We start from the raw sequence: 26254 nt of genomic DNA on the forward strand, positions 1-26254 counted from the left end.
TTTGGTCTCTATTTATTTTTTAATAACCGGTAACGGGTAAAATAATCGTCAAAAACCCTTTACAGGGTATTTGTGAAAGCGTATTCTTTTGGGCGTAGAGTAATCACCAAAAATTTGTGGGAGGTCATCACAATGGAAAAGGTTACTGACTCACTGAAGGATTTAGACTTAAACGCCCTGTTCATCGGGGACAAAGCCGAAAATGGTCAACTTTACAAGGACCTATTGAATAAACTGGTCGATGAACATCTCGGTTGGCGGAAGAACTACATACCGGAGGACGCCAATATGATTGGCCCCGCCGAACAATCTTCACCCGAATTTCAACAAACCGTTAACCGGATGCGCTCGGTCTTGAACCAACTATCCGAACGGATTCGGACGGAATCTGTCCCGTGGCATTCAGCCGGTCGTTACTGGGGACACATGAACTCCGAAACGTTGATGCCCGCCTTACTGGCTTACAACTACGCCATGCTGTGGAACGGGAACAACGTTGCTTACGAATCTTCACCGGCGACCTCGCAAATGGAAGAAGAGGTTGGTCAAGAATTTGCCCGGTTGATGGGTTACGACTACGGTTGGGGTCACATCGTTGCCGACGGCTCGTTAGCGAACCTGGAAGGTCTCTGGTACGCCCGGAACATCAAGTCGTTGCCGTTGGCCATGAAGGAAGTTGTTCCTGCAGCCGTAGCTGGTAAGTCCGACTGGGAACTGCTGAACATGCCGACTAAGGAAATCATGGACTTGGTCGAAAGTGAAGGCGCCAAAATCGACGACATTAAAAAGCGTTCGGCCCGTAGCGGGAAGGATCTCCAGAAGTTGGGTAAGTGGTTAGTGCCACAAACCAAGCATTATTCTTGGATGAAAGCGGCTGACATCATTGGTATCGGGTTAGACCAAGTCGTTCCCGTACCAATCGATAGTGATTACCGGATGGACATCGATGCGCTAGAAAAGATCATTCGGGGATACGCCGCCGAAAAGACGCCAATCCTCGGGGTCGTGGGGGTTGCCGGGTCGACCGAAGAAGGTGCCGTAGATGGTATCGACCGCATCGTCGAATTGCGGAAGAAACTTCAAAAGGATGGCATTTACTTCTATCTCCACGTGGATGCCGCTTATGGGGGTTATGCCCGGGCCTTGTTCTTGGACGAAGATGACAAGTTTATCCCGTACAAGGATCTGCGTAAGGTGCACGCCGCCAATCACGTCTTCACCGAAGACAAAGAATTCATTAAACCAGAAGTCTATAAGGCCTATAAAGCGTTTGATGAAGCCGAATCCATCACCATCGATCCACACAAGATGGGCTACGTGCCTTATTCCGCTGGGGGAATCGTGATCCAAGATATCCGGATGCGGGATACGATTTCTTACTTCGCCACCTACGTTTTCGAAAAGGGTGCCGATATTCCAGCTTTACTGGGTGCTTACATTCTGGAAGGGTCCAAGGCCGGGGCCACGGCCGCTTCCGTCTGGGCAGCCCACCACACGTTACCATTAAACGTGACGGGTTACGGGAAACTCGAAGGTGCTTCCGTAGAAGGCGCACACCGGTACTACAACTTCCTGAAGAATCTGAGCTTCAAAGTGGGTAATAAGACCATCGAAGTTCACCCGTTAACGTCACCTGACTTTAACATGGTGGACTACGTCTTGAAGGAACAGGGTAACGACAGTCTCGAAGATATGAACGCGCTGAACCACGCGATGTATGAACAGGCTTCTTACGTTAAGGGCTCATTGTACGGGAAAGAATACATTGTTTCTCACACCGACTTTGCCATTCCGGATTACGGGGATAGCCCATTAACCTTTGTGAACAGCCTAGGCTTTAGTGAGGCCGAATGGCGGAAGGCCCAGAAGGTCACGATTATTCGGGCTTCCGTGATGACGCCGTACATGAACCGACAAGAAAACTTTGACTACTTCGAACCCAAGATCAAGCAAGCCATGCAGGCAGACTTGGAACAAATTTACGCCGCTCAACTGCAACATCAACACCAAAATGCTTAATCGTAACTCATCGATCGACAGGTTCGATCGGTTGCCATTATTGAATGATCCCCACCAAGGACTGAATTTTCGGGTAAAGACTGAGAATAAATCAATTCTTTTGCGGGGTTAGACATATCACGATCTTCGGGATAATGTCCCTGACGTGAACCAATTATTTCAGGTGTAGGACTAGAGTCCATCTTAAAACTCGAAGGATTACACGTATCTACTTTATTTCGAATTAGAGGAGAGAACACATATGGATAAGCAAGCAGCAAAGCTTAGTCTTGGCACGTTCATCGGGATGACGATGGCGTTATGTGCCACGGTTCGTTCGATCCCTTCAGTCGCCGCAACTGGCTGGACGCAAATCACGTATATGTTGTTTGCGGTGATCTTCTTCGCCTTACCAGTTGCCCTGATTTCGGGGGAACTAGGAACCATGATGCAAGCGGAAGGGGGCCCACAATTGTGGGTCAAGACCGCTTTAGGTAATAAATGGGGTTTCGTTACTGCCTGGCTACTATGGGTACAAATGTTTCCTGGCATGGTGATGGTCGCTTCAACCATCGGTCCATTGTGGGGGAACGTCTTCGGTAACGTCGCCTTAGGGAATAACCACTGGTTTATTTTAGCCAACATTCTCGGGTTCTACTGGATCATTACGGTTTTAAATTTACGTTACGACATGGCCAAAGTTGGTGGAAACATCGGGGTTTGGCTGGGCGTGTACATCCCCATCGTGATTATGTTGATCATGGGGATTGCGGCCCTGATTAAGACGGGGATTAACCCCGCCGGTTACCTGGGGACCTTTACCTGGGGCAAGTTACTGCCGAGTTTGGATAACCTCCAAAGTCTCCAGTACTTCGCAGCAATTTCCTTTGTCTACACCGGGATGGAAATTTCCTCCGTCTTCATTCCCCGGTTACACGATGCCAAGAAGACCTACACGCGCGGGATTTTCGTTGCGCTGATTGGGTTAGTTTTGATGAACTTGTTAAACGCGATGCTAGTCGCGAACGTTGTTCCTAATGGTAAGATTCAGTTGTCCAATATTACCCAACCAATCTTACTGTGGTGCCAAATTCTAGGTTGGCCAACGATTATTGCGAACATCTTCAGCTTCATGGTTGTAATTGGCGTCTTAATCCAATTATCTGCCTGGGTAACCGGGCCTTCCAAGACGATGACGCAGGTTGCGCGGGATGGTCAACTACCGGCAAGCTTTGGTTACCACAAGGTCAACAAGTATGGGGTTTCTAAAAACGTTGTTTTGACGCAAAGTGTCTGCATTTCACTGTTTGCCTTACTCTATGGCGTCATGAAAAACGTGAACGGGGTCTTCTTGACGCTGACTAACGCGACCACGGTTATTTATGCCTTAGTCTACATTTTGATTGCCATTGCGATTATGCGCTTGCGGCAGACACAACCGGATTTGGAACGGCCGTACCGACTAGGAAAATCGGGTAACGGTGTGGCTTACGGCGTTGCTTTCCTCCTGTTGTTTGGGATCTTAGTGATTATCGCCGCCACGTTATTCGCTAGCGATTTAACTCAGGCCATCTTTGTTCTGGTGATTACTGCGGTTCTCTTCATCATTCCGTTAATTATCGACAAGAACAAGAATGCTGAGTGGGCTAAACAAGTTAACATTGATTTAGCGCTCAACAAATAGTAGCTTAGACGCGTGAAAGGAGCTTACTTGTGGGTAAGCTCCTTTTGCTTAGGTTCGGTTGAATACTGGCCATCCCGGGCGCAACCGAACGACCTTAACTAACGCAGTGCGTTTCTTAATGAAAAAGGGGTGCTTATTATGGAAGAAAAAGAACCAGAAATTCAATTTACCTTGGTGGAATCCGTCCTAATCATGGTCATCATGTTCGCCATTCTAGGGGGCATGATTATCGGACTGGAGATGGCACCGCAAGTCCCAATTCTTTTCGTGTTTACGTTACTGATGTTTTACGGCCGGTTGCGTAAAGTAACCTGGGATCAGGTGTTTGACGGCATCGTCGAGGGCATCAAGCCGGGGATTATTCCCATCATGATTTTCTTGATGATCGGGTTGTTAGTGTCGAGCTGGTTACGTTCCGGAACCATCGCGACCATTATGGTGATTGGGTTTCATATTCTTTCCGCCCAGTTCTTCTTGCCCACAGTCTTTATTATTTGCTGTTTGATTGGGATTACGGTGGGGAGTGCCTTTACTACCATCTCAACCATGGGCATTGCCTTCATGGGTATCGGACACATTTTGGGATTTAGCGATGCCGTCACGGCGGGCGCCATCGTGTCCGGGGCCTTTTTCGGCAATAATATGTCACCCCTGTCGGATACGTCTAATTTGACGACGGGGTTAGCCAAGGTCAACCTTTACGACCATTTGAAAAATATGGGAGCAACGGCGATTCCTTCCGCGATGATTGCCCTGATTTTATTCTTCATCGTGGGTCAGTCTTCGGGAACGGCTAATCTCGCCCAGATTCAGTTGATCTCGCAACATCTTCAGCAGAACTTCACGGTATCGGCGTGGTCGTTGCTGCCCATATTAGTCTTACTATTGATGGCGTGGCGCCAGGTCCCCGCAATTCCCACGTTACTCGTGGGCTCGCTAACGGCACTGATTATGATTATCGTGGAAACCCCGGGTTATCGGGTGGCTAGCGTGGGGGACTTGTTAATGAATGGGAACGATGCTAAGACGTCCTCGGCAACCGTTAACCGGTTGATGAGCGGTGGGGGCATCAACAATATGTTGGGCTCCGTTTCTCTAATCATTGTCGCGCTGGCGTTAGGCGGCCTGCTGATTAAATTTGGGGTCGTGCACACGTTGATTAATAGCATCAAGCAGTACGTAAACGCCCCGGGAAAGTTGATTCTTTTGACTATGTTGAGTGGAATTGGGGTTAATTTCTTGGTGGGAGAACAGTACCTTTCCATCATTCTACCTGGGACCACGTTCATGTCTTCATATGATCGGTTGGGATTGAACCGCAAATATTTAACCCGGACGCTGGCTAGTGGTGGGGCCGACGTCAACGCCTTAGTTCCTTGGGGCGTAAGTGGAGTTTTCGTTGCGGGGACCTTGGGCGTCAACCCACTCGATTACGTGCCACTGGCGTTTTACGCCTACATTGATCCGTTGGTTACGATCCTTTTCGGGTTTACCGTAGTGACCTGGAAATATCGGCGTCAACGAAAAACGGCGGTAACTACGCCGACGGAATTGGCGCCGCAAGTGGCTAAGGATCACCGGTAATTGTAAAGGCTAAGCGATTTTAGATGGATTAATTAGGGAATCAATTAGTTAAACTTGACCAGCGACGGGAACCACCGTCGCTGGTTTTTTTGCGGTATAGGGTAGCCACATACGGTATTTCCCGAAATGCTCGTATCATTTGTTTATTAATATTTACCATGCTATAGTTAGCTGAGGTATAGTGTTATCGGTTTCCACTATGAAACATTGACTGAAAGTGAACAAGATGATGGTTAACGCGGGAGGGGTTGTCATGCGATTAAAACGATTGAAATGGCTGGGATTGTTAGGCGTGTTGGGCGCGTTTCTTGGCGGTAGTATGATGACCGCTCATGCGACGGATACCAACGCGACTGCGGCGATGCCCCAAGGGGTAGGGTCGCTGGAAAACATCTTCACGATGCCTAGCCTTTCGGGAAAGTTAAGCAATAGTGCTAAATTGATTACGTCAACGAATAGCGAAAACGCGGGGCAACCAGCCGTGCAAATCACGGATGCGAAGAATCAGGTGGGAGCCGTGTGGTCCACGACCGATAACCTGTTGGACCTGAGCAAGGACGAGACGGCCTCGATGTGGTTGTACTTCGGGGGTAATGCTGACACACCACTCAACGGGACTGGTGATGGAATGGCGTTTGTGTTGCAAAACGTGGGACCATCCGCGATTACCAGCGGAATCAGTAGTAAGGTCTCCCCCGGACAAACTCTGGGGGTTTGGGGGCTGGATAACGATAATACGGCTAGCAATGCCACAACCATTGCGGCGAAAGCCATTCAAAAGAGTTGGGCCCTGGAGTTCGACGAATACGATAACGGTAGTCGACAAGGAAACGATAACGGTGGGTTTGACGGCTCTAACGGGGTCGACGGGTCCCACATCGCATCCAATTACCCCGGGGAAGCTAGCAGTTACACGCGGCATGGTACGACTAATAATAGTAATAAATATTATTACACCTTAAATCATCAAGGAATTATTGGTGCGCAACTCTCCGATGGGGCTTGGCATCACGTGACGTTGACTTGGCAAGCCCCTGCGGTCGGTGAGACGGCAGGACGCATGACTTACACCTTTAACGATAAGAATCCTACAACGGGACTGAGTCAAACTGCAACGGCAACCAAGACCGAAACCGTAGACATTGCCAAGCTGGGACTGGCCCCAATTGCGACCACGACTAGCGCCCGCGAGGTTTACTGGGGCTTCACCGGGTCTACCGGTGGCGCTTACGCCAACAACGTGGTGGCCTTTGATCAGGTGCCCGGATTGGTGGACGCGTCCGCGGACATGACCATTAAGGACGAAACGTTAGATAAGACGTTGAAAACAAGTGACGACTACGTCAACGGAAACGATGATCTCACGTATCAATATAATTTAACTTATAATGGCGGCAAGCAGGATTGGACCAACCTTGTGACCAGTTTGCCGAAACCCGCTGACGTAACCTTCTCCGGCGGGACCATTACCTACGCGGATAAGACTCAGGAAGACTTTACCGCCGCCGAACTTAACAGTGCGACGATCACCCACAAGCTCGGCAAGGCCCTATCCGCGACGAACAAGACGGCGACCGTGAAGTTGACCGGGAAGGCTAAGGCGGTCACGACGAATACGCCCGTCGCTGCGGCCAATCAGTCGTTTAACGGGTCGAATAGCGTGGTGGCAACCGAGTCGCCAGCCTACACTATTTACCCAGCCCGTAGCCTGTATCTGCGGATGGCGTCGACTAACGGCAGCACGGTCAAAACCGGTGAAAGCCTGCCGTTATCCGGAACCGTGTCGGTCGATAGTTCCGAAAAGCCGGATGATCCCATTGAAAATAAAGACGTGACGTTACACACGACGTTATCCAACGGCAACACCATCGATAACTTTACTTTGAACGGGACCACCAGCAATGCTGACGAGGAAGGGGCGTTCAACTTTCAATTGCCGGCCAGCAAATTGTCGCCGGGGGTCAACCAGGTAACCATGTACGCCACCGACGACCGGGGACATCGGTCCAATACGGTCACGTTTGATATCGTGTTGAACGGTGAATTGAAGTTTGGGACCGTTAGCCAGAAGAGTTCGTTTAAAGACACCGTGCTGACCGGGAATACCCAGGAGGTTCTCCGACAAAACGATTGGCAAGTTGAGGTGGACAACACACTGGGGAGCGGGACGTCCTGGACGCTCCAGGCGGCGGCTAGCCAGTTTACGGACGATCTGGGACGATCATTAAGGGGCCAAGTCATTTACGTCGACAATGCGGATCAGACCCATACGTTATCGACGACGCCGACGACCATCATGAAAAAAACGGCGACGCAGGCCAGTGAAACCACCGACGTGGCGGCCGATTGGACCGATAAGACCGGCCTCATGTTGAAGGTTAACGGCGACGCAATGGCGGGGAGTTATTCCGGTGAGATCACCTGGACGTTAACGAACAGTGTCCCCTCCTAACGACTAATTGAGCACCTTGAAGGGATTGAAACGAAATGTTTCAATCCCTTTTCATTTTCGACCGAGACAGGAAAACGTGAGAAACTCGTGGTTTCATTCTGGCCGTCGTCTTGGTAAACTAGGAGCGGTCTTTAGTGCTCGAGTTAAATTGTTTATATCGCGTAAGATGTTCAGCGGGTTTCCTAAATGTGGTACGAAGACCAACCACTGACCACCTTACAGGCAACCATTACTGGAGGGTTCAAGCAGAAGTTATGCGAAACGTTAAGCGACAATTGGGGTTATTGATACTATCATTAGTGAGTCTCTGGGGACTTTGGGGAACGGTCCCGGCTCACGCGGCGACGACATTAGCGGCGCAACAACCGACGTTATTTTTCCACGGCTCAAGCAGCAGTTACAAGGCCGAGGTGCACATGGTCGGGGCCATTAAGAAGGCGGGAATTACCAACAAAAAGTCGGTGATCCGCGCCAACGTGTCGTCGAAGGGGAAGGTCAAGTTAATCGGCAAGTTGCCGGCAACGGCGAAGAACCCAATTGTGGAAGTTAACTATCTCAATAGTAATAATCATTACTACCAAACTTGGGGGCGTTGGGCGAAAAATGTGGTGGTGAAACTCCAGAAAACCTATCATTTCAAGAAGATGAACATGGTGGGGCATTCAATGGGGAACATGGCCATCATGTACTATCTAATTGCCAACGCCAAGAACAAAAAATTACCGCAGTTACAAAAGCAGGTCGCCTTGGGCGGTCACTTCGACGGGGTGTTGGGGGAAGACGATTACGCCCACTACATCAAACTGTCGAAGTCGGGCAAACCCAACCACATGGATACGGCTTACCGCTACATGTTGCGGTTACGTAAACTGTACCCTAAGTCGGCGAAGGTCCTAAACGTTTACGGGGATCTGCACAACGGCACGGATTCGGACGGCCGGGTCAGCAACAACTCGTCCCGGTCGATGAAGTACCTGGTCGCCGGACGGGCGAAGAGCTACCGAACAAAGCAACTCTTTGGTGCGAGCGCCCAACATAGCCGCTTACACAATAACGCGCACGTCGATAAATTACTGATTAGTTTTTTGTGGTAAGTAAAAAAACGGACGTCTCCTTTGCCGATTGGTAAGGGGGACGTCCGTTTGAATTTAATGGGAATAGATGGCCTTGAGACTGGTGAGATCCGCTTGCGACAGCTGGGTGCGCCCCTCACTGTACGGGTACATCACGGATTGGTGCGACTTACTGTGGTCCAACCCCAGGGCGTGACCGAGTTCGTGGATGGCCACCGTATCCGTGTAGGCCTTATCGTAATCGCCGTTGAGGCTGGCGGTGGCGTGGTTCCAGGTAGCCGATGCACCTAGCGTACTGGTCTCCTCGATAATTTCCGGGCCCCCGTGGCCGAGTTCGACCAGCCGCTGATTCTTCGGCATCTTTTTGTAGTAGACCGAAAAGGTGATCTGGTTATCCCGTTTAGCGGCCGACCCCTCAACGAGATGCACGATACCGGTATGGTTGTAGGTGTCGACGGCGTCGTTGAAGACGCGCATCCCGGCGGCCGGTAGCTTGGAACTAAAATGATAATAGTAGGTTTTGCTCAGGCTGGTGCCTTGCACGACGCTTTCGATGGGCGTGCTCCCCTTAGGTGTGGTGGTGTGGGATTTCGGGGCCGCGGCCGGCACGTCAGTCTGAGTCCCCAGCGTTTGACTAACCGCCGTTTGCAACGCCGTGACCCGTTTGGTGAGGGCGGGGAACTGGCCACTCCGATAGGCCACCCCAATCCCCAATAGAATTAACAGGATGACGACCAAAGTCACCCGACGTCCGTGATACATGTAACTTCCCCTTCCCCGGTTACCATAATTGTATGACTAGTTATACCACAGCCGGCGATGACCGCCTACCGCATAATGAGAAATCTCTCATTATAATTCGCTTTCACGACCGAAATTAGCGTTACAAAGCGAGTTAAAACGTGAATTACCTTGAAATTTTCGTTAAATTAGATTAAGGTTAGAAAATTGGAGCAAAAATGAAATTTTCGGTAAAGGGAGTATTAGATGGCAGATATATTTAAGAAAGAATCAGTGAGCACTTATTTGAAAGCCGACGCGCGGTTGACCAAGACCTTACGTGCGCGTGATTTAGTCGCCTTGGGAATTGGCGCCGTGATTGGGACCGGGATCTTTATCCTTCCCGGCCACGAGGCCGCGTTACACGCGGGGCCGGCGGTGTCCATCGCCTTTTTACTGGCCGCGTTAGTGTCCGGAATCGTGGGGATGGCCTACGCCGAGTTCTCCTCGGCCATGCCGGTGGCCGGTTCTGCGTATTCCTTCGGGTCCGTGGTCTACGGTGAAATCGTCGGCTGGATTCTGGGGTGGGCGTTGATCCTGGAGTACTTCTTGGCGGTGTCCGCCGAAGCGACCGGGTTCGCTTCGTACTTTAACAACAATATTTTAGATGCCATTGGGATTCATCTGCCGAAGGCTTTACAAGCCGGGCCGATGGAGGGGGGCGTCATCAACCTCTCGGCAACCATCATCGTGTTGGTGATTGCGTTGATTATTTCTCAGGGCGCTAACCTCTCGAAACGGGTGGAAAACGTGGCGGTGGTGATCAAGGTGGCCATCATCATCTTGTTCATTATCGTGGGAGTTTTCTACATTAAAACTAGCAATTATACGCCGTTTTATCCTAAGCAATTCCAGACCACGCCGTTTGGTTTGGGCGGGATTTCCACGGCGGCGGCCACGGTCTTCTTCGCCTTCATCGGGTTTGACGCCTTGGCGGCGAACTCCGCCGAAACGATTCATCCGGAGAAAAACGTGGTCCGCGGGATCCTGGGAACGGTTCTGGTTTCCGTGGTCCTGTACGTGGCCTTCTCGTTCGTCTTGACCGGGATCGTTAACTACAAGCAGTTGAATGTGGATGACCCGGCGGCTTACGCGTTGAAGCTCATTCACCTCAATACTTGGAACAAACTGATTACCATTGGCGCATTAATTGGAATCTTCACCGCCATGATCACCATGTTCTTCGGGGGATCACGGTTGGTTTACGCGTTGGGACGTGATGGCTTGTTACCCGCTAAGATGGGAGAAATCAGTTACAAGCACACGGTACCTAAGAACGCGATTATTGTGGCGACCGTGGTTCAAGCCTTCTTTGCCGGTCTGGTCCCGTTGACCGAATTGGCGTCGTTGATCAACGCCGGAACGTTACTGGCCTTTGCGTTTATCTCGTTTGGAGTTATCCCGTTGCGGCACCGCAAGGACATCGTCAACACCGGGTTCAAGATGCCATTGTACCCGTTCTTGCCGATTCTGGCGGGGCTGTCCAGCGTGTACTTCATCATCATGCTGCCAAACATCACCAAGGTGTCGGTGGGATTATGGCTGGTCTTAGGCGTCGTGATCTACTTCGTTTACGGGATTCGGCACTCAAAGCTACAACATCCGGAAGCTACGGATTCTGAGGACTAAGGGATTACTGCTAAATGCAGCGATTATCCTGACATAGTTAAGCTCCGAAAAATCATGACGATTTTTCGGAGCTTTTTTAATTGAAATCAGCTTTGAACTTTAATCATTGATTGAACAGGGAATATTGAATTAGCCATGATGGTTAACGTCAGCTGGAAGGTCCGTCAGAAATGGGCTCAGGGGCGAAATTTGCTAAAACAAAAAAGTCCTCCGCGTAAACGGAGGACTCAGTGGTGAGGTGCGGCGACCTTCGGAACGCTTGCGCGCCGATCGCGTACCCCCACCGTGGTTTGGCACCAGGAGCTAGTATCGCACGGTGGCCCCGGGAAGTCAACCCAAAGTTCGACGAGACTTTTCGACCCCTAACGGATTACTTTTGGCCCCAACTGTGGTAAGTTGAGCTTAGCAACGCAGAAGGGACGGTGTCGCCGGTGAAACCGTGGCTCAAAATTCTATTGATTACGCTGGGTATCGTGGGCCTAGTTGGCCTGCTGGCCCTATTGTGGGTCAATTACCGCCACGTGATCCAGACCTTTATCGCGCAGGCTTTCGACCGGCAACGGTTGATTGATCTGTTGCGTCATCAGGGAAAACATAACATTCCGTTGTTCATGGCCGTGATTGCGATTGGTTCGGCGATCCCGGGGATGCCGATTGCCGCCGTGGCGGTACTTTCGGGGGTCTGCTTCGGGCAATGGCTAGGCTTTGGCATTAACGTGGTTGGCATCGTGCTGGGCAACTTGTTAGCCATCTACATTCTGGGAAAGTTTCCCCACCGGGCGCGGCCGAGTCGGTTTCGGTTCATCACCAACCGGCTCAACGCCATGCGTCATCCGCGGTTAGGTCTCAGTATCGGGTACGCGGTGCCGATGTTGCCCACGTTACTGGTCAACTACGCCGCGCTGGAATTGAACTTCTCGTTAGAAAATAAGGCCCTGTGCATCTTCATCGGGTCGTTGCCGGTTTCGTACCTCTACGCGTTTGGCGGGAACGCCTTACTCTTCGGGAATACTAAGACGGCGATTGTGGCGATTGGCTTGACTCTGTTGATGATCGGGTTATACGAAGTCATTCGGCGCGACCAACGCCTTAAGGCAACTAAGCAAAATAACGTGACTAATGAAAATTGAGCATCGCCATGGTGGCGGTGCTCAATTTTTAAATTACATAATCGTTGGGACTAACCCACCATCGAGGCGTAAGGCCTCACCGGAGAACGACGAGGCGTCGGGACTCGCCACGAAGGCGGTGAAGCGGCCGATTTCTTCCGGTCGAATCAGTCGTTGAATCTGGGACCGGGAGCGGTGATTCTTCATGAAATCGGCTTCCCACTGGTCCTTAGGTAGGTCGCTATCGGCATACATGTTGTTGAGCATGGTTTGGACGCCTTCGGTCAGCGTGGAGCCCGGCATGATGGTGTTGACCGTCACGTGAGTGGCTACCGTGAGCTTCGAAAGGCTCTTAGCCAACGACAGGTTCATGGTTTTGGTCATGCTGTACTGCGGCATCTCCCCGGACGGCATCACGGCTTCTTCGCTGGCGATGAAGATGACGCGGCCGAAGTCTTGCTTGAGCATGTGCGGGAGGTAGAATTTCGCCAAGGCGTTGCCGGCCAGCACGTTAACGTCGAAGAACCGTTTCCAGGTGGTGTCGTCGATGTCCCAGTAATCCATGGGTTTAAAAATCCCCATGTTGTTGACCAGAATGTCGACCCTAGGCACCTGCGCGAACAGTTTTTGTTGTTCAGCTGGCTGGGCGATGTCGGCCACGACCCCCTGGGGCTGAGTCGCCGGAAAGGCGGCCGCTAGTTCGGCGACGACCTGGTCGACACTGGCCTGCTGCCGGCCGTTCACGATGACGTTGACGCCTTCGCGGGCTAGTTCGGTGGCGATGGCCTTACCGATACCCTTAGTTGACCCCGTGATCAGCGCTGTTTTTGCCGTTAAATGTAAATCCATTGGTGAATCCCTCCCGTAAGTTATTGATAGGACCAGCTTACCCGGAAACGGGCTAAAAAGCTAGTCGGCACTTTCGGGTGGGATAGGCACCAATTGGTAAGTTTAGAGGAGTTCGTTGATCAGTTTCTTGGCGACGGCCCGCGCGGAGAAGGGGTTCTGCCCCGTGATCAGATGACCATCTTCCACGGCAAATTCACTGTAGGCCCGTTTCTTCTGGAAGTTGGCACCGTGTTGGCGGGCCAGGGTTTCGTTGAGAAAGGGGACGACCTTTTTCTTGCCGGCCAAGACTTCTTCGGCGGTCGTGAAACCGGTGATCTTTTTCCCGGCGACAAGGTATTTCCCGGCGGCGTCCTTGACGTTGAGTAATCCGGCGATACCGTGACACACGGACGTTAACCAGCCACCATTGTCGGCGATGGCCAGGGTAATTTTCTGCAGATCGGCGTTTTCGGGAAAGTCCCACATCACGCCGTGGCCGCCGGCAAAGTAGATGGCGGCGTAGTCTTTAGGATTAATGGCGTTGGGGGTTAAGGAATTACAGAGCGCGCGTTTCTGAAAATCTTCGGTCTCGTACCAGGACATGATGGCTTCGTCGACGTACTTCATACCGCGCGGGTCGAGGGGCACAAAACCACCCAGCGGGCTCATGTAGTCCACGGCGATGTCGGCTTGGTGCATCTCCTCGGCGAATTCGGTGGCTTCGCCCAACCACAACCCCGTGGCGTCGGTGGTGCCGTAGTAGCGCGTTGTATTAGTTAAAACGATTAAAACTTTAGTCATGAAAAGCCCTCCTAACGAAAACTTAGCTGCCTTAAACTTACCACACGCAACGGTTGAGGCCAGAGCGGACGACTTGTGACCCGGGCGAAAGTTACCCGACTTTAATTTTTATCTGAACACTTGTTCCCCTAACGAAAAGTCGGTATAATGAGTTTAGTTCTGTCGAAAGAGGGGAAATTCATGACCAAGCAGCGGGTGTACATTGCCATTGATTTGAAGTCGTTTTACGCTTCGGCGGAGTGTGCGGCCAAGGGCTGGGACCCCCTCAACGTTAATCTGGTCGTGGCCGATCGCAGTCGGACCAACAAGACGATTTGTCTGGCGGTTTCCCCGGCCCTCAAAAGCTTCGGGCTAGCCGGGCGGCCCCGGTTATTTGAAGTGGAACAGCAAGTGGCTGACCTGAACCGCGACCGCTACTTGGCCTACCATCACCGACTACACGGTGAGTCCGACTATCGGGATGAATTGTTGCGCAATCCCAGCTTGAAGCTGACTTACCGGGTGGCCAAGCCGCGGATGGCCTACTACCTGCAGGTCAGTAACCAAATCTATCAAATCTACTTAAAATACGTGGCGGCCGAGCAGATTCACGTCTACTCGATCGACGAAGTCATGATGGACGTCACCGAGTACCTCGATCTCTACCAGATTTCGGCACACGGACTGGCCAAAAAGATCATCCAAGACGTTCAGCAACAGACCGGTATCACCGCGACGGCGGGCATCGGCACTAACTTGTACCTGGCCAAGGTAGCGATGGACATCGTCGCCAAGAAGATTCCCGCCGACCAAGACGGGGTCCGCATCGCTAAACTAAATGAACATAGTTACCGTAAATACCTGTGGGCCCACCAACCGTTGACCGACTTTTGGCGAATTGGCCGGGGTTACGCGAAGCGATTAGAGCAGTTAGGACTGCACACCATGGGCGACATTGCGCGTTGTTCGCTGGGAAAATCCACGGACGTCCGGAACGAGGAAACCCTGTACCGCGAATTTGGGGTGGTGGCTGAACTGATCATCGACCACGCTTGGGGGTATGAATCTGCGACCCTCCACGACATTAAAAGTTATCGACCCGCCGCCCATAGTGTTGGTTCGGGTCAGGTCCTGCCCACGCCGTACGACTTTGCGCACGGTGAGTTGGTCGCCCGGGAAATGATTGACGGGTTGGCCCTCGACCTGGTGCGTAAACGGCTGGTGTGTGACCAGGTGGTGTTGCACATTGCCTACGATATTAAGAGTTTGAAAAATCAGACGGTGGCGATTACCACCCACGATTACTACGGGCGTAAAACGCCAAAACCGGCCCACGGAAGTTACGATTTTCAAGCCCCAACGTCGTTGACCACCGAGCTGAAGCGCGCGGTATCGGCCATTTATCAACGTAAGGTGAACCCACACTACCTGATTCGGAAAATCACGGTCAGCGTGAATCACGTGATCACCGAGGCCGAAGCCCAGACCACCGAATACAGTGAACAGCTAGACTTGTTCGGCCGGGCTACGGGCCCCACGCCAAAGGAACAACGTGCGCGGCGACAAGAGCGCAAGGTTCAGGAGTCTATCTTGCAGGTCCAGGACCGCTTCGGCCGTGACGCCATTATGCGCGCGGCCGACTTGTTAGACGGGGCAACGTTTAAGAAACGCAATCACGAGATTGGGGGCCACCAAGCATGAGTCGGGAAACGAAACGGCAGATTGCCGAGCAGCTATTTAACGATACCAGCGCCTATGCCGACATCATGGCTCTACCGCACCACGTGTCTACGCGCCACTTGGCCATGCTGCAGGGGGACCGCGCGGCCCAGTTCGCGCCGTTTGCGGCGTTAACGGGTTACGACGACTTGCTGGCTAGTAGCGCGCAGGCCTTACGCCAGCAAGCGGATCTGCCGTTCGAGGCGTTAGCCAAATGCCGGCAAAATTTGCGGGCCGTGCGCGCGGTCATCGCCACTAAGCCGCGTGTTGAGCTCACGGCCTTTGACCCGGAGACCGGGGAGTGCCAGACTGTTCGAACGCGGTTGCGGGCGGTCGATGATCACCAGGTGACGTTACTGAACGGTCAGGTGATTTTAGTGGAAAATTTACAGGCGATTAACCGGTTACCGAAAGGAACGACTAGAGATTGATCTAATTTTAAACGAAACCCCTTACATCTAAGAGAAGTTATTGACAAGTAATTGCTTGTCGGCCTAACATTTTAGATGTTGTATTTTTTTGCACTTATTCTGGCATTAATTTAATTGAGGGGAAGAAGATCAGTGAGCCGAAATCGAAAAATCTTAATCACGTTTGCCTTACTTTTATCCAACGCGATGGCGGGTCTAGACGCCACCATCGTGAACACCGCCTTACCGGCCATCGTCAGTGATCTGCACGGAATCCAGTACATGGGCTGGATCGTCGCCATCTTCCTATTAGGAATGGCCGTGGCCACACCGTTGTGGAGTAAATTTGGGGAGCGCAAGGGTAACAAATGTGCCTACATTACGGCCACCACGGTCTTTGCCGTGGGCGCCCTATTTCAAGGGCTAGCTAGCAACATTACCTGGTTTATTATTGCCCGGGGAATAATGGGGCTAGGGGCCGGCGGGATGAGCACGATTCCGTTCATTATTTACGCGCAGTTATTTGAGAATCTGAAACGCCGGGCGCAGGTGATTGGGATTACCTCCGCCAGCTTCAGCACCGCGTCCATCATTGGGCCGCTCTTCGGGGGCTGGATCGTCGACACATTTAGTTGGCACTGGGTGTTCTACATTAACTTACCGTTAGCGTTAGTGTCCGTTGCCATCGTAGCCGCCTTCTTTAAGTCGACGCGGGAACGGAACCATCAACCGGTCGACTATCAGGGCTCTGCCTTAATGGTTCTGGGGTTGGTGTCCATCCTGGTCGGGATTCAATTACTGGGAACCCAACCCATCGGCTGGACGATTGGTTTAGTCCTGATCGGACTGGCCCTGTTAGGTTGGATGCACCGGGTGGAAAACCGGGTGACGGACCCCATCGTTCCGAACCGCCTCTTTCAAAATTCTAAACTCGTGATTGACTTGATCATCTTCGCTTTCCTCTGGGGGGCCTTCGTGGCCTTTAACATTTACGTGCCGATGTGGGCGCAGGGCATCATGGGACTGAGTGCGTTAATCGGGGGCATGACCCAGATTCCCGGCTCAATTGCCAATTTTATCGGGTCCGAACTGGCACCGTCCGTGCAGCCCAAGATTGGGCGGTACTGGGTACTCGCACTAGGGACCCTGACCTTCTTGATCACCTTTATCGGGATGAGCTGGGTGGCGCAAACCGCCAGTTACACCTTCCTGTTGGTGATGGGCGCCTTTAACGGGTTTGGGATTGGGGTCTGCTTCACCACCCTGCAGGTCGCCGTCCAAAGTGACGTGGCCGTCAACGATGTGCCGATTGCCACGTCGTTTGCCTACCTGGTCCGTATTCTGAGTCAGACTTTCATGTCTTCAATCTATGGGGTAATTCTGAGTAAAGCCTTAGCCGCCGGGGTACAGGCCAACCACGGCCGGATCACCATGGGGATGCTCAATAAATTGAGTAATTCTCAAACCGCTAGTGGGCTGCCCCAACATCTCTTGCCGGCCATGCGAACCATCCTGTATCAGGGGATGCACAACATCATGGTCATGGCGTTGATCCTGGTTTTGGTCATCGTCGTCTTGATTGGCGGATTGTTAGGCCGTCAACATAAAGCCGCATTACTGGCGAAACGCCAACGCAAAGCCGTTTAAAAATAGCCATCAAGTTCATACTGAACTTGGTGGCTATTGTCGTAATGATCACCGGTTAATCGACGACGCGAGTCTTACCCACCGCGCCGGCAACACTCGCGGGTAAGGTTATGTCCTGGGAAATACCGTGGATGCAAGTCATGCGCTTGGCGAGGTCGAGGTCTCTGGTGACAAATCCGGCGTGAAACGGCCGCGGTTTCGGGAAGATCGACAAGTCCATCGCGTCCGTTCTGGTAATAGGCAATCGAAAGCGGTTGCAATTATCGCTTGATTACCGCTACACTGAAAATAGTGTCAAAGGAGGAATGATCGTGCCCCAATTAATTAAATTAGTAGATGAGATTCAGTACCGCGATCATCAAATTGCCAGCAAGTCGTTTACCCACAAACTGGGAATCGTCTTACCGTTTGTCCTATACGCGTTGGATGCGGGAGAAAGCATTAGTAACGAACAGTCGACGCTAACCCGGTTGTTCGAAGTAGTTGACGGCACGCTGACGGTCGTCACGGATCACCCCATCCAGGTCCAAACGGGTGAGGTCTTGGTGATTCCGGCCAACACGTTGCACGAAATCCGGGCGGACCAGCGTTGTAAGTTTGTCCAACTCGAAACCAAATAACCCACAGGAGGCGCTCAACATGGCTTATATTCAAAAGATTGATCAAGAAACGGTGTTGAATTTACGGCAACAAATTCCGGTGGACGAGGACCAGGTCAACAGCCGGACATTGGTTCAGCGAGACGACCTGGGGATGACCCTCTTCTCCGTGGCCACCGATCAAGAGATTGGCGGGCATTCCGCCACGGGAGACGCCATGGTGAATATCTTGAGTGGTGAGGCTGAAATCACCATTGAGTCGCAGACCTATACCGTTAAGGCGGGCGAATCCATCGTAATCCCCGCTAACGCCCGGCATTCCCTGTATGCGGTCAAAGGATTTCAAATGTTATTGGTGGTCGTCAAGCCGGAGAAGTAGACGCCGCTAAAACGACATGGTTTTTAATTAAAAGAGGTGCTGGTTGATCGTTAACTGACACCTCTTTTAATTTATCAAAAGATGGCGTGAATATAATTAAATAAATAATGATTACCCTTAAATAATTATCCAAATTAGCTAGTCTGTAACCTGACATAATAAGGCGAATTAGTAAGCCTAATTTACCATAAACTCTTGTTAATAAAGCGATTAGTTCAACAATCGTTAAAGCCAGAAATACCTTTTTAGGGTTATAAGGTTCAGTATGTAGCTAAGCTTTAAGAACGGTGCTATACTGAAGCCAATTACATGACTAATTCTTTTATATTCGGATAAAACTGGCTGAGTTTGATATCTGACTAGGCCAGACTTGAGGGGGAACTCATTTTGACTACGAAAAAGTTATTATCCAAAAAGATGCGGCAGAATCGTTGGGTTCTGACCAGTGCTGCGGCCATGACGTTAGCCCTTATGAGTTTAGGGGGCACGGTCGCTCATGCGGAGACGACCGGAAATGATAGCGATGTCAACGAGACGACCACCGCTACCACGACATCAGCGGCGAAAGTTGCCTTAACAGCGGCGGCGAAAACGACGACCGAGTCAACGCAGGAGTCGACCGCAACGTCGACGGCAACCTCAACTGGCACGTCCACGACGAGTGAGCCAACAACGACCGAAAAATCGGATACTGAGTCAACGTCGACAGAATCGGCGACCACTGAATCAACGCCAGATACTACGGTAAATGAATCAACGACCGAATCGACGCCGGACGCGACGGTGAATGAATCAACGACTGAATCAACACCGGACGCTACGGGCAACGAGTCAACGACCGAATCAACGCCGGATACTACGACGGACAAGCCAACCACTGAAACGCCAGCAACGGCCGAATCGAAGACACCGGCGACTACCCAGTCAGCGACAGATCAAGCAACCACCACGCAACCTGAACAGAACGGGCAATCGACGGATACCGGCAACCAGGCGACCACGGACGTGAAGACCGCTGCCGCGGCTAAGGCAGTGGTGGCACCCGTTGCCGAATCAGCGACGTTAACGGATGCGGCCCAAACCATCGACGACTGGATGCCTAATAAGAAGTTACAGGAGCTAGTTTTACAGACGTTGCGGCAGAATAACCCGGGTCGGACTTGGAATAGTGCCGCGGACATTACGCAGGAAGATATGGCACTGCTCACAAGGTTGAGTGGCGATGATGAAACCTATCTGGGCGAGGGAATTGATTACTCCTTAGAGGGGTTACAGTACGCAACTAACCTTAAGGAACTATTGCTACAATCGAATGTAACCACGGCTTATTACGGCGGGATCGTCGACTTATCACCACTTGCGGGTCTTCAAAATTTGACGGACCTACAATTAACGGGTAACCGAATTAAAGATGTTACGCCGATTGCGGGGTTGAAGAACCTGAAGTCTTTGGGCCTAACGTTAAACGAAATTGCGGATTTCTCCCCCCTGAAGGATAATCAGTACACCTCCTTTTACGGGGGGCAACAGGTTATCTATTTACCGTCAATTCTGGTGAACAGTGTGACCAGAACGGCTCATCTTGATGGGGGTTATAAGCTTCCAGACGGCACGACGGTAGCACTAACTGGTAGGTCAATTCTGGTGCCAGTTAAATTTGACAGCGACACAAATCAATTCACTTACAAAGTTTATTACATCGGGGGTAATGCCGCTCAGACCAGTGATGGGGGGTTAGACTATAGCTTTATTCAAGATCCGGATGCTTTCCCACCAGCCACGTCACTTCCGGGAGCGCCTAATGTGACGATAGATCCCGTTGACCATTACTATTACCTCACCGGGGCTTTCATCGAGGGCGGCAGTCCGTACTTCTACGTCATTCAACCGTACGAATTGGCCGATCCGGCTGCGACCGTGACGGCGAAATACCAAGACGAACAGGGTAACGAGATTGCGCCGAGCGTCGTTTTGAACCAGGATAAACAACAACTCGTGGGGGCGACCTACACCACGACGCAAGCGGCTATTGACGGCTATACCTTTAAGGAAACGACGGGGGCCCCGGTCACCGGGACTTACGCGGCAACCGCCCAAACGGTTATTTACGTTTACACGCGCGATCAAGGAACGGTAACGGTCCACTACGTTGATGATCAGGGCAACGCGCTAAAAGATCCCGAAACAGTGACGGGAAATCAGGGTGATCCGTACACGACGACCGCCGCTGAGATTCCGTACTACACGCTGACCACGACGCCGGCGAACGCAACGGGCGTTTATGGCAAGGAAAACGTGAACGTGACCTACGTTTACACGCGGGACCAAGGAACTGTAACCACGCACTACGTCGATGACCAAGGCAACGTCTTACAAACGCCACTGACGGTGACGGGGAACCAGGGTGATCCGTACACGACGACGGCCGCTGAAATTCCGTATTACACGTTAACCACGACGCCGGCGAACGCCACCGGGGTTTATGGTAAGGACGCTGTGAACGTGACCTACGTTTACACGCGGGATCAGGGAACTGTAACCACGCACTACGTCGACGATCAAGGGAACGTCTTACAAACGCCACTAACGGTGACGGGGAATCAGGGCGATCCGTACACGACGACGGCCATCGATATTCCGCACTACACGTTAACCACGACGCCAACGAACGCCACCGGGGTTTACGGTAAGGACGCCGTGAACGTGACCTACGTTTACACGCGGGACCAGGGAACCGTTACGGTGCACTACGTTGATGCACAAGGGAACGCCTTAAAGACACCGGTAACTTTGACCGGTAATCAGGGTGACGCCTACACCACCGAAGCCGCTGAGATTCCGTACTATACGCTGACCACGACGCCGGCCAATGCCACGGGAACTTACGGTTCGGCCGCGATTGATGTGACCTACGTTTACACGCAGGATCAAGGGACGGTCACCGTCCACTACGTCGATGACCAGGGCAACATCTTGAAGGACGCCGTCACGACGACGGGAAACCAGGGCGACACTTACACCACCGAAGCCGCTGAGATTCCGCACTACACGTTAACTACGACGCCAGCCAACGCGACCGGGGTTTACGGTCAAGAGGCCGTGAACGTGACTTACGTTTACACCCGCGATCAAGGAACCGTGACCACGCACTACGTCGACGAGGACGGCAACGTCTTACAGGCCGCTACGACCATGACGGGGAATCAGGGTGACACGTACACCACGACCGCCGCTGAAATCTCCGGGTACACGTTGACCACGACGCCAGCGAATGCCACCGGGACGTACGGGGCCACCGCCATCGACGTCACCTACGTTTACCGTAAGGACGCCACCACGCCGGTGACGCCACCCGTGACGACCGGCACCGTGACGGTGCACTACGTTGATGCACAAGGGAACGTGCTGCAACCGGCCACCACGCAAACGGGGACCGTGGGCGATACCTACACCACCACGGCCGCCACGATTACCGGATACCGGCTGACCACGACGCCAGCGAACGCCAATGGGACCTATACGGCGGGCAACCAGGACGTGACCTACGTTTACACCAAGCTTGACGAAGAAGGGGGCGGCGGGGATACCGTTGATCCGGAACGGCCAACCCCACCAACTAACCCGACTGAACCAACGACGCCGACGAAACCCACCACACCAACCCCAACGCAACCGGATCAAGTAACGAACGGAAGCGCTGCGGATGCAGCGGCGGGGAACCAACGACCGACTGCTGTGGCCACGCCAACCATGGCAACTGGCCATCAAGCCAACCAAGCGGCGCGGAACACTGGGACGGTCACCCCACAGACGCACGAGGCCACGGGTCAAACCCCAACGGCAACGACCAAGTTACCACAAACTAACGAGCAAACCGCACCGAACGGTTGGTTAGCCGGAGCAGTAGGATTACTGCTCAGCTTGCTAGGCTTAGCCGGTTGGCGGAAAAAATCTGAATAACGGTTTTTAGACCGAAGACGACTTAAAAACGCGCCTCACGAAAAATATCGTGAGGCGCGTTTTGGGTTGGCACAGACTTAATCGGAAACGGTGTCTGGCGTTAAATCCTGAACGTAAACCTGATGGTGAATGGGATATTCCCGGGGTTCTGCTAAGTGGTCTAACAGATCGTCGGTCAGGGCCACGCGTTGGAGGACTTGGTTGTCGTAGGGTTCCATGTAGTACGCCCGTTCGTCTAGACTCATGTACCCACGGTATTCGGTGTAGTCGCTTTGGCCGTTTGCCTTGAGCTTAACGCCCTTAGGAATCGTGACCGAGTTTAAAATGTGTTGGATCATATTCAGCGCGTCCGGAATAGTCGTCGTTTCGGCGGCGTAATTCTTTAAAAAGGTCGTGCGGACAAAGCGCGACGGCGACGTGAAGTCACCCGGTAAGCCTAGCGCACCAGTCCCGGGGCCTTGAGTGGCTAACGGTTGACCCATCAGCGGCGTTAACGGTCGTTCCTGGTTAGTTAAGGTACCATAGGTGCTGAGATTTTGCAGTTGCCAGGCCAAATCCGGTGAATTGGTCATCACGCCCACAGGATCGTCAATTAAGGCAAGTTCGCCGCCCTGCGGTTCCAGTAACATAGTTTTGCCGGTGGTATCGCTAATGATGAAGTGGAGTGGTGGGACCGCCCCAATGAAGTTGGCCGCTTTGTTGATCAGGGCGATCTGTTCGACCTTGTTGGCCAGATCGTCGACACTAGCGGCGTTACCTAACGCCCAGGCCACGAAGTCTTGGGGGGCGATGCCGAGTTTATCGGCGGGCGTGTCATCGTAATAATAAACATTTCCTGGGAAATACAGGGTGGCGATCCCAACGCCGCATTCGTTGACCCCGTCGGTGTACATCTCATGGTCGAGCAAACGCCCGGCGCCCACGAAACCGTACTGAGTGGTGTAATCGCCGGCATCACCGGCCACGACGCGGTTGCGGGGCATGACCATGATGCGAGCGCCAAAGTCGATGTCGAAGTCCATGGTCCGAGCCAAGAAATGATCCCCACGACTGTTTTCATAAGTTAAACTGGTACACATCAAAACCATCTCATTTCTTTTAGTAGTTGCCCCCATTCTAAGGCCAGCGGGGAAAAATGATGGTTGATTGGCTAATTAATTGTGGTAATAGTAAGTCGATTATTTGAACTGGTGTGCCAAGCAGTGGTTGTGGGGACTAAAGAGCGTTAATGCCGGTAAATTCAAGATTAAGTGAGGACCTAGGTTTCTGGCATAACGCAAACAGGCAGCCGAATGGGCTGCCTGCAAGGTCATTTTAATTGAAAATAGGTGGTTAAAAAGGGCCGGGTCTTTTGATAAACCTGGGCTTGTGAGTAGGTCTTCTTGCCGTCACCCCAGATGGAGATGGCTGAGCCGACGTTCTTGGGACTAGTGGCCAGGTCTTGGCGACTGGTCTTATCCCAAACTTGTACGGTCCAGTTACGCCGTAAGTCTTGTTGCCAGTAGGCCACATTGGCCTTGGTGAAGGTCTTAGGTCGGGTGATCACGTAGAGGTACCAGAGGTTAGCGTTGATGGTTTGAAAACCAGCGGCGTTGAGTTGCGGGAGCGTGGCGCGAACCTGGCGGTGTTCCTGAATCAAGTTGGCGTTGTTGGTTTCGCCATCGTAACTCCAGTAGGTGACCAGGATGTTGTGGTCGATTTTGGGCAGGTCGGCGCGCATCAGTCCGTCGTTCCACATGCTGGTTTTCAGTCCCTTGCCGTTCAGGTAGCGGTTCAGGTAGTTGGTGTAGCTGACCGCCGTGGGCTGGGTCGCCTTGGTGGTGCCACTGTACTCGTCACCCCCGATGGCTAAATGTTGGCCCCGGTAGAGGAGACCAACGTATTCGCTGAGTAGGGACTTGACGAAGCCCCTGGTCTGGCTGGCATGCAAGTTGAGTTCGTTACCGTGGGCAATTTGCTGCGCCAGTTTACGGTTAGCCGAACTAGACGTTTTGAGTAGTTTGATCAGGGCGGTGGTGTGCCCCGGGGTGTCAATCTCCGGAATCACCTCGACCTGGCGTTGGTGCCCGTAGACCACTAAGGCCCGCAACTGCTTCTTACTCAGGAAGGCCAGCTTGGTCTTGCGGTTGTAGTACACGTCGCCCTTCTTTTGAGCGGCCTTAACGGTCTGGCCGAGCTTGGCGCTTTCCACGCCGTAGCGACTGTCATCGGTTAAGTGCAGTTGTAAAAAGGTGCCCCCGCCCGCGTGAACTTCCCGAATGAACTTTTTAATGGTGGTCACGGAATAGTACTGTCGTGCGTTGTCCAGGATCAGTCCCTTGGACTTGGTGGCGGCCTGAGCGGTCGAAGCGCCCAAGCTAAGCGTGAGTGCTAGTGTGATGATGCCGAGCCAAATGTGCCAATGGCGCATGTCAATCCCCTCATTTCATAGTGTTTACTGTTCAATATACGAGTTTCGGGGCGGTTTGAACATGAATTAGCTCACAAGGACGCAAAAGTAACGGGGAATGGGACCGGAAACGGCAACGCCCCAATCGTCAGGGACGGCTGACGGGTGGGGTGTGCCGGATTATTTGACGATACCCAGATCAATCATGGATTGGGCCGTGGCTAAGATGGCGGTCTTAGCGGAACGGGGCTGCCAGTTGAGGAGCGTTTGGGCCTTGTGGTTGCTGGTCCCGGCGTATTGGCCGACGATGGACGCAATCATTCGGAGTTGTGGGTTGGTGACGGCCGCGGCCTTGACCGCTAAGTTGGGGATGGTCTTGGTCGGTAGGTTCGCCGCGTATTGGGGAAGGGCGGCGCGTAAAAGGTTGGCAACGTCGAGCATCGACAGCGTTTCACCGGTCGTGGCCAGAAAACGTTGACCGTTGGCTTGCGGGCTGGTCATGGCCAAGAGATGTAGGCGGGCAACGTCGCGCACGTCGACGTAACCGGAGTCCACGTGTGGCACGGCCTTGACCTGACCTTCCAAGAGTTGTTGAATCTGGACGTTGGAGTGCGAGTACTTCGCCGATAAAACGGGCCCCATCACGCCGACCGGGTTCACGGCGGCTAATTCGAGGCCTTGGCCTTCTTCTTTAATAAATTGCCAGGCGGCTTGTTCGGCTAACGTTTTGGACTTTTGGTAGGGGTGGATATTTTTGGCGGATAGGTCGGACCAGTCCTCCTCGGTGTAGGGGGTGGTTCGGTGCGGATGACCGGCGAAGATGGCGCCGTAAGCCGAGGTTAAGACCACGCGCTTAACGTCGGCATCACGGGCGGCCCGGAGGACGCGGCGCACGCCGTCGACGGCCGGCCGAATCATCTCGGCTTCGTTTTTGAAGTTGAGTTTGGGTGTGGGCGAGGCCACGTGGATTGCGTAGGTGGCGCCGGCCATGACCTGGTCCCAGTGGGCGTCACTACCCAGGTCGGCTTCAATCACGTCGAGGTCGCTAAAGTCGGTGAGGCCCCCGTTGGTTAACATGTCTTCGATCACGGCGCGTTTGGCCAAGTTACGGACCGTGGCCCGGACCGCGTAGCCCTGCTGTAGAAGTTGTAAGATGATGTGGATGGCGATGAAGCCGCTGCCGCCGGTAACGCTCACGAGTTGTTTTTGCATGATAAATGCCTCCAGTTTGAAA

Annotated in this window: 20 protein-coding genes; 13 read left to right on the forward strand and 7 right to left on the reverse strand. The window is 52.6% G+C overall.

What is annotated here, in order from left to right:
* The first annotated feature begins 132 nt into the window (after positions 1-132).
* From tdc to FD25_RS03535, 5 genes are all read left to right on the forward strand, one after another.
* Positions 133-2019: a tyrosine decarboxylase gene (gene tdc, locus FD25_RS03515; protein WP_057801380.1), complete on the forward strand. Its 1887-nt coding sequence runs from the start codon at positions 133-135 to the stop codon at positions 2017-2019.
* A 241-nt stretch (positions 2020-2260) separates the two neighbouring features.
* The gene (tyrP, locus tag FD25_RS03520; RefSeq protein WP_057801382.1) at positions 2261-3682 is read left to right on the forward strand and encodes a tyrosine-tyramine antiporter; all 1422 of its coding nucleotides are present in this window, start codon (positions 2261-2263) and stop codon (positions 3680-3682) included.
* 138 nt (positions 3683-3820) lie between these two features.
* A complete protein-coding gene (gene nhaC / locus FD25_RS03525) occupies positions 3821-5266 on the forward strand; it encodes a Na+/H+ antiporter NhaC (RefSeq protein ID WP_057801384.1) in 1446 nt (481 codons plus the stop codon).
* Between the two features lie 253 nt (positions 5267-5519).
* Positions 5520-7718: an L-type lectin family protein gene (locus tag FD25_RS03530; protein WP_057801386.1), complete on the forward strand. Its 2199-nt coding sequence runs from the start codon at positions 5520-5522 to the stop codon at positions 7716-7718.
* 254 nt (positions 7719-7972) lie between these two features.
* Positions 7973-8812 carry an alpha/beta hydrolase gene (locus FD25_RS03535; protein WP_057801388.1) on the forward strand — a complete coding sequence of 280 codons (840 nt, stop codon included), beginning with the start codon at positions 7973-7975 and terminating at the stop codon, positions 8810-8812.
* Positions 8813-8866: 54 nt separating this feature from the next.
* Here FD25_RS03535 and FD25_RS03540 read toward each other — a convergent pair whose 3' ends face one another.
* On the reverse strand, positions 8867-9553 hold the full coding sequence (locus FD25_RS03540) for a matrixin family metalloprotease (RefSeq protein WP_057801390.1): 687 nt from the start codon (positions 9551-9553) through the stop codon (positions 8867-8869).
* A 225-nt stretch (positions 9554-9778) separates the two neighbouring features.
* Between FD25_RS03540 and FD25_RS03545 the strand changes: the two genes are divergently transcribed.
* Both FD25_RS03545 and FD25_RS03550 read left to right on the forward strand, forming a co-directional pair.
* The gene (locus tag FD25_RS03545) at positions 9779-11200 is read left to right on the forward strand and encodes an APC family permease (RefSeq protein WP_057801392.1); all 1422 of its coding nucleotides are present in this window, start codon (positions 9779-9781) and stop codon (positions 11198-11200) included.
* A gap of 431 nt (positions 11201-11631) precedes the next feature.
* Positions 11632-12330, forward strand: coding sequence for a TVP38/TMEM64 family protein (locus tag FD25_RS03550; RefSeq protein ID WP_057801394.1), 699 nt, complete (start codon positions 11632-11634; stop codon positions 12328-12330).
* 33 nt (positions 12331-12363) lie between these two features.
* Here the strand turns inward: FD25_RS03550 and FD25_RS03555 are convergent, their stop codons facing one another.
* Together FD25_RS03555 and FD25_RS03560 are read right to left on the reverse strand one after the other, a co-directional pair.
* Positions 12364-13158: an SDR family NAD(P)-dependent oxidoreductase gene (locus FD25_RS03555; protein WP_057801396.1), complete on the reverse strand. Its 795-nt coding sequence runs from the start codon at positions 13156-13158 to the stop codon at positions 12364-12366.
* Positions 13159-13260: 102 nt separating this feature from the next.
* The gene (locus tag FD25_RS03560) at positions 13261-13938 is read right to left on the reverse strand and encodes a type 1 glutamine amidotransferase domain-containing protein (protein WP_057801399.1); all 678 of its coding nucleotides are present in this window, start codon (positions 13936-13938) and stop codon (positions 13261-13263) included.
* A 147-nt stretch (positions 13939-14085) separates the two neighbouring features.
* Between FD25_RS03560 and FD25_RS03565 the strand changes: the two genes are divergently transcribed.
* From FD25_RS03565 to FD25_RS03575, 3 genes are all read left to right on the forward strand, one after another.
* On the forward strand, positions 14086-15618 hold the full coding sequence (locus tag FD25_RS03565) for a Y-family DNA polymerase (RefSeq protein ID WP_235807912.1): 1533 nt from the start codon (positions 14086-14088) through the stop codon (positions 15616-15618).
* Positions 15615-16067, forward strand: coding sequence for a hypothetical protein (locus tag FD25_RS03570; RefSeq protein ID WP_057801403.1), 453 nt, complete (start codon positions 15615-15617; stop codon positions 16065-16067). Before FD25_RS03565 ends, FD25_RS03570 begins: the two co-directional genes overlap by 4 nt.
* A 132-nt stretch (positions 16068-16199) precedes the next feature.
* Positions 16200-17693, forward strand: a complete 1494-nt coding sequence (locus tag FD25_RS03575; protein WP_083484073.1) for an MFS transporter — start codon at positions 16200-16202, stop codon at positions 17691-17693.
* Positions 17694-17748: 55 nt separating this feature from the next.
* On the opposite strand, the gene FD25_RS14040 is transcribed toward FD25_RS03575, so the two are convergent.
* Entirely contained in the window at positions 17749-17937 is a 189-nt protein-coding gene (locus tag FD25_RS14040) for a hypothetical protein (RefSeq protein ID WP_146999925.1), read from the reverse strand.
* A gap of 61 nt (positions 17938-17998) precedes the next feature.
* Here FD25_RS14040 and FD25_RS03580 point away from each other — a divergent pair, with 61 nt between their 5' ends.
* The 3 genes from FD25_RS03580 to FD25_RS03590 all read left to right on the forward strand — a co-directional run bounded on the left by FD25_RS03580 (position 17999) and on the right by FD25_RS03590 (position 22631).
* On the forward strand, positions 17999-18313 hold the full coding sequence (locus FD25_RS03580; RefSeq protein WP_057801405.1) for a cupin domain-containing protein: 315 nt from the start codon (positions 17999-18001) through the stop codon (positions 18311-18313).
* A gap of 19 nt (positions 18314-18332) precedes the next feature.
* A complete protein-coding gene (locus tag FD25_RS03585; protein WP_057801407.1) occupies positions 18333-18671 on the forward strand; it encodes a cupin domain-containing protein in 339 nt (112 codons plus the stop codon).
* Between the two features lie 387 nt (positions 18672-19058).
* Positions 19059-22631 carry a MucBP domain-containing protein gene (locus tag FD25_RS03590; protein ID WP_057801409.1) on the forward strand — a complete coding sequence of 1191 codons (3573 nt, stop codon included), beginning with the start codon at positions 19059-19061 and terminating at the stop codon, positions 22629-22631.
* Between the two features lie 77 nt (positions 22632-22708).
* On the opposite strand, the gene FD25_RS03595 is transcribed toward FD25_RS03590, so the two are convergent.
* The 3 genes from FD25_RS03595 to FD25_RS03605 form a co-directional block, all read right to left on the reverse strand.
* Entirely contained in the window at positions 22709-23710 is a 1002-nt protein-coding gene (locus FD25_RS03595; RefSeq protein ID WP_057801411.1) for a choloylglycine hydrolase family protein, read from the reverse strand.
* 230 nt (positions 23711-23940) lie between these two features.
* The gene (locus FD25_RS03600) at positions 23941-25041 is read right to left on the reverse strand and encodes a family 20 glycosylhydrolase (protein WP_057801413.1); all 1101 of its coding nucleotides are present in this window, start codon (positions 25039-25041) and stop codon (positions 23941-23943) included.
* 159 nt (positions 25042-25200) lie between these two features.
* Complete coding sequence (locus tag FD25_RS03605; RefSeq protein ID WP_057801415.1) at positions 25201-26232, reverse strand: SDR family oxidoreductase; 1032 nt, start codon at positions 26230-26232, stop codon at positions 25201-25203.
* Positions 26233-26254: the final 22 nt, after the last annotated feature.

This window comes from Levilactobacillus acidifarinae DSM 19394 = JCM 15949, assembly GCF_001434835.1.
GTDB lineage: Bacteria > Bacillota > Bacilli > Lactobacillales > Lactobacillaceae > Levilactobacillus > Levilactobacillus acidifarinae.

Bases quoted from the DNA above. Each gene is read 5' to 3' on its own strand.
- FD25_RS03530 (WP_057801386.1), top strand. From the start codon at position 5,520: ATGCGATTAAAACGATTGAAATGGCTGGGATTGTTAGGCGTGTTGGGC.
- FD25_RS03540 (WP_057801390.1), bottom strand. From the start codon at position 9,553: ATGTATCACGGACGTCGGGTGACTTTGGTCGTCATCCTGTTAATTCTA.
- FD25_RS03600 (WP_057801413.1), bottom strand. From the start codon at position 25,041: ATGCGCCATTGGCACATTTGGCTCGGCATCATCACACTAGCACTCACG.
- FD25_RS03570 (WP_057801403.1), top strand. From the start codon at position 15,615: ATGAGTCGGGAAACGAAACGGCAGATTGCCGAGCAGCTATTTAACGAT.
- FD25_RS03585 (WP_057801407.1), top strand. From the start codon at position 18,333: ATGGCTTATATTCAAAAGATTGATCAAGAAACGGTGTTGAATTTACGG.
- tyrP (WP_057801382.1), top strand. From the start codon at position 2,261: ATGGATAAGCAAGCAGCAAAGCTTAGTCTTGGCACGTTCATCGGGATG.
- FD25_RS03565 (WP_235807912.1), top strand. From the start codon at position 14,086: ATGAGTTTAGTTCTGTCGAAAGAGGGGAAATTCATGACCAAGCAGCGG.
- FD25_RS03545 (WP_057801392.1), top strand. From the start codon at position 9,779: ATGGCAGATATATTTAAGAAAGAATCAGTGAGCACTTATTTGAAAGCC.
- FD25_RS03595 (WP_057801411.1), bottom strand. From the start codon at position 23,710: ATGTGTACCAGTTTAACTTATGAAAACAGTCGTGGGGATCATTTCTTG.
- FD25_RS03605 (WP_057801415.1), bottom strand. From the start codon at position 26,232: ATGCAAAAACAACTCGTGAGCGTTACCGGCGGCAGCGGCTTCATCGCC.
- nhaC (WP_057801384.1), top strand. From the start codon at position 3,821: ATGGAAGAAAAAGAACCAGAAATTCAATTTACCTTGGTGGAATCCGTC.
- FD25_RS03580 (WP_057801405.1), top strand. From the start codon at position 17,999: ATGATCGTGCCCCAATTAATTAAATTAGTAGATGAGATTCAGTACCGC.
- FD25_RS03560 (WP_057801399.1), bottom strand. From the start codon at position 13,938: ATGACTAAAGTTTTAATCGTTTTAACTAATACAACGCGCTACTACGGC.
- FD25_RS03535 (WP_057801388.1), top strand. From the start codon at position 7,973: ATGCGAAACGTTAAGCGACAATTGGGGTTATTGATACTATCATTAGTG.
- tdc (WP_057801380.1), top strand. From the start codon at position 133: ATGGAAAAGGTTACTGACTCACTGAAGGATTTAGACTTAAACGCCCTG.
- FD25_RS03555 (WP_057801396.1), bottom strand. From the start codon at position 13,158: ATGGATTTACATTTAACGGCAAAAACAGCGCTGATCACGGGGTCAACT.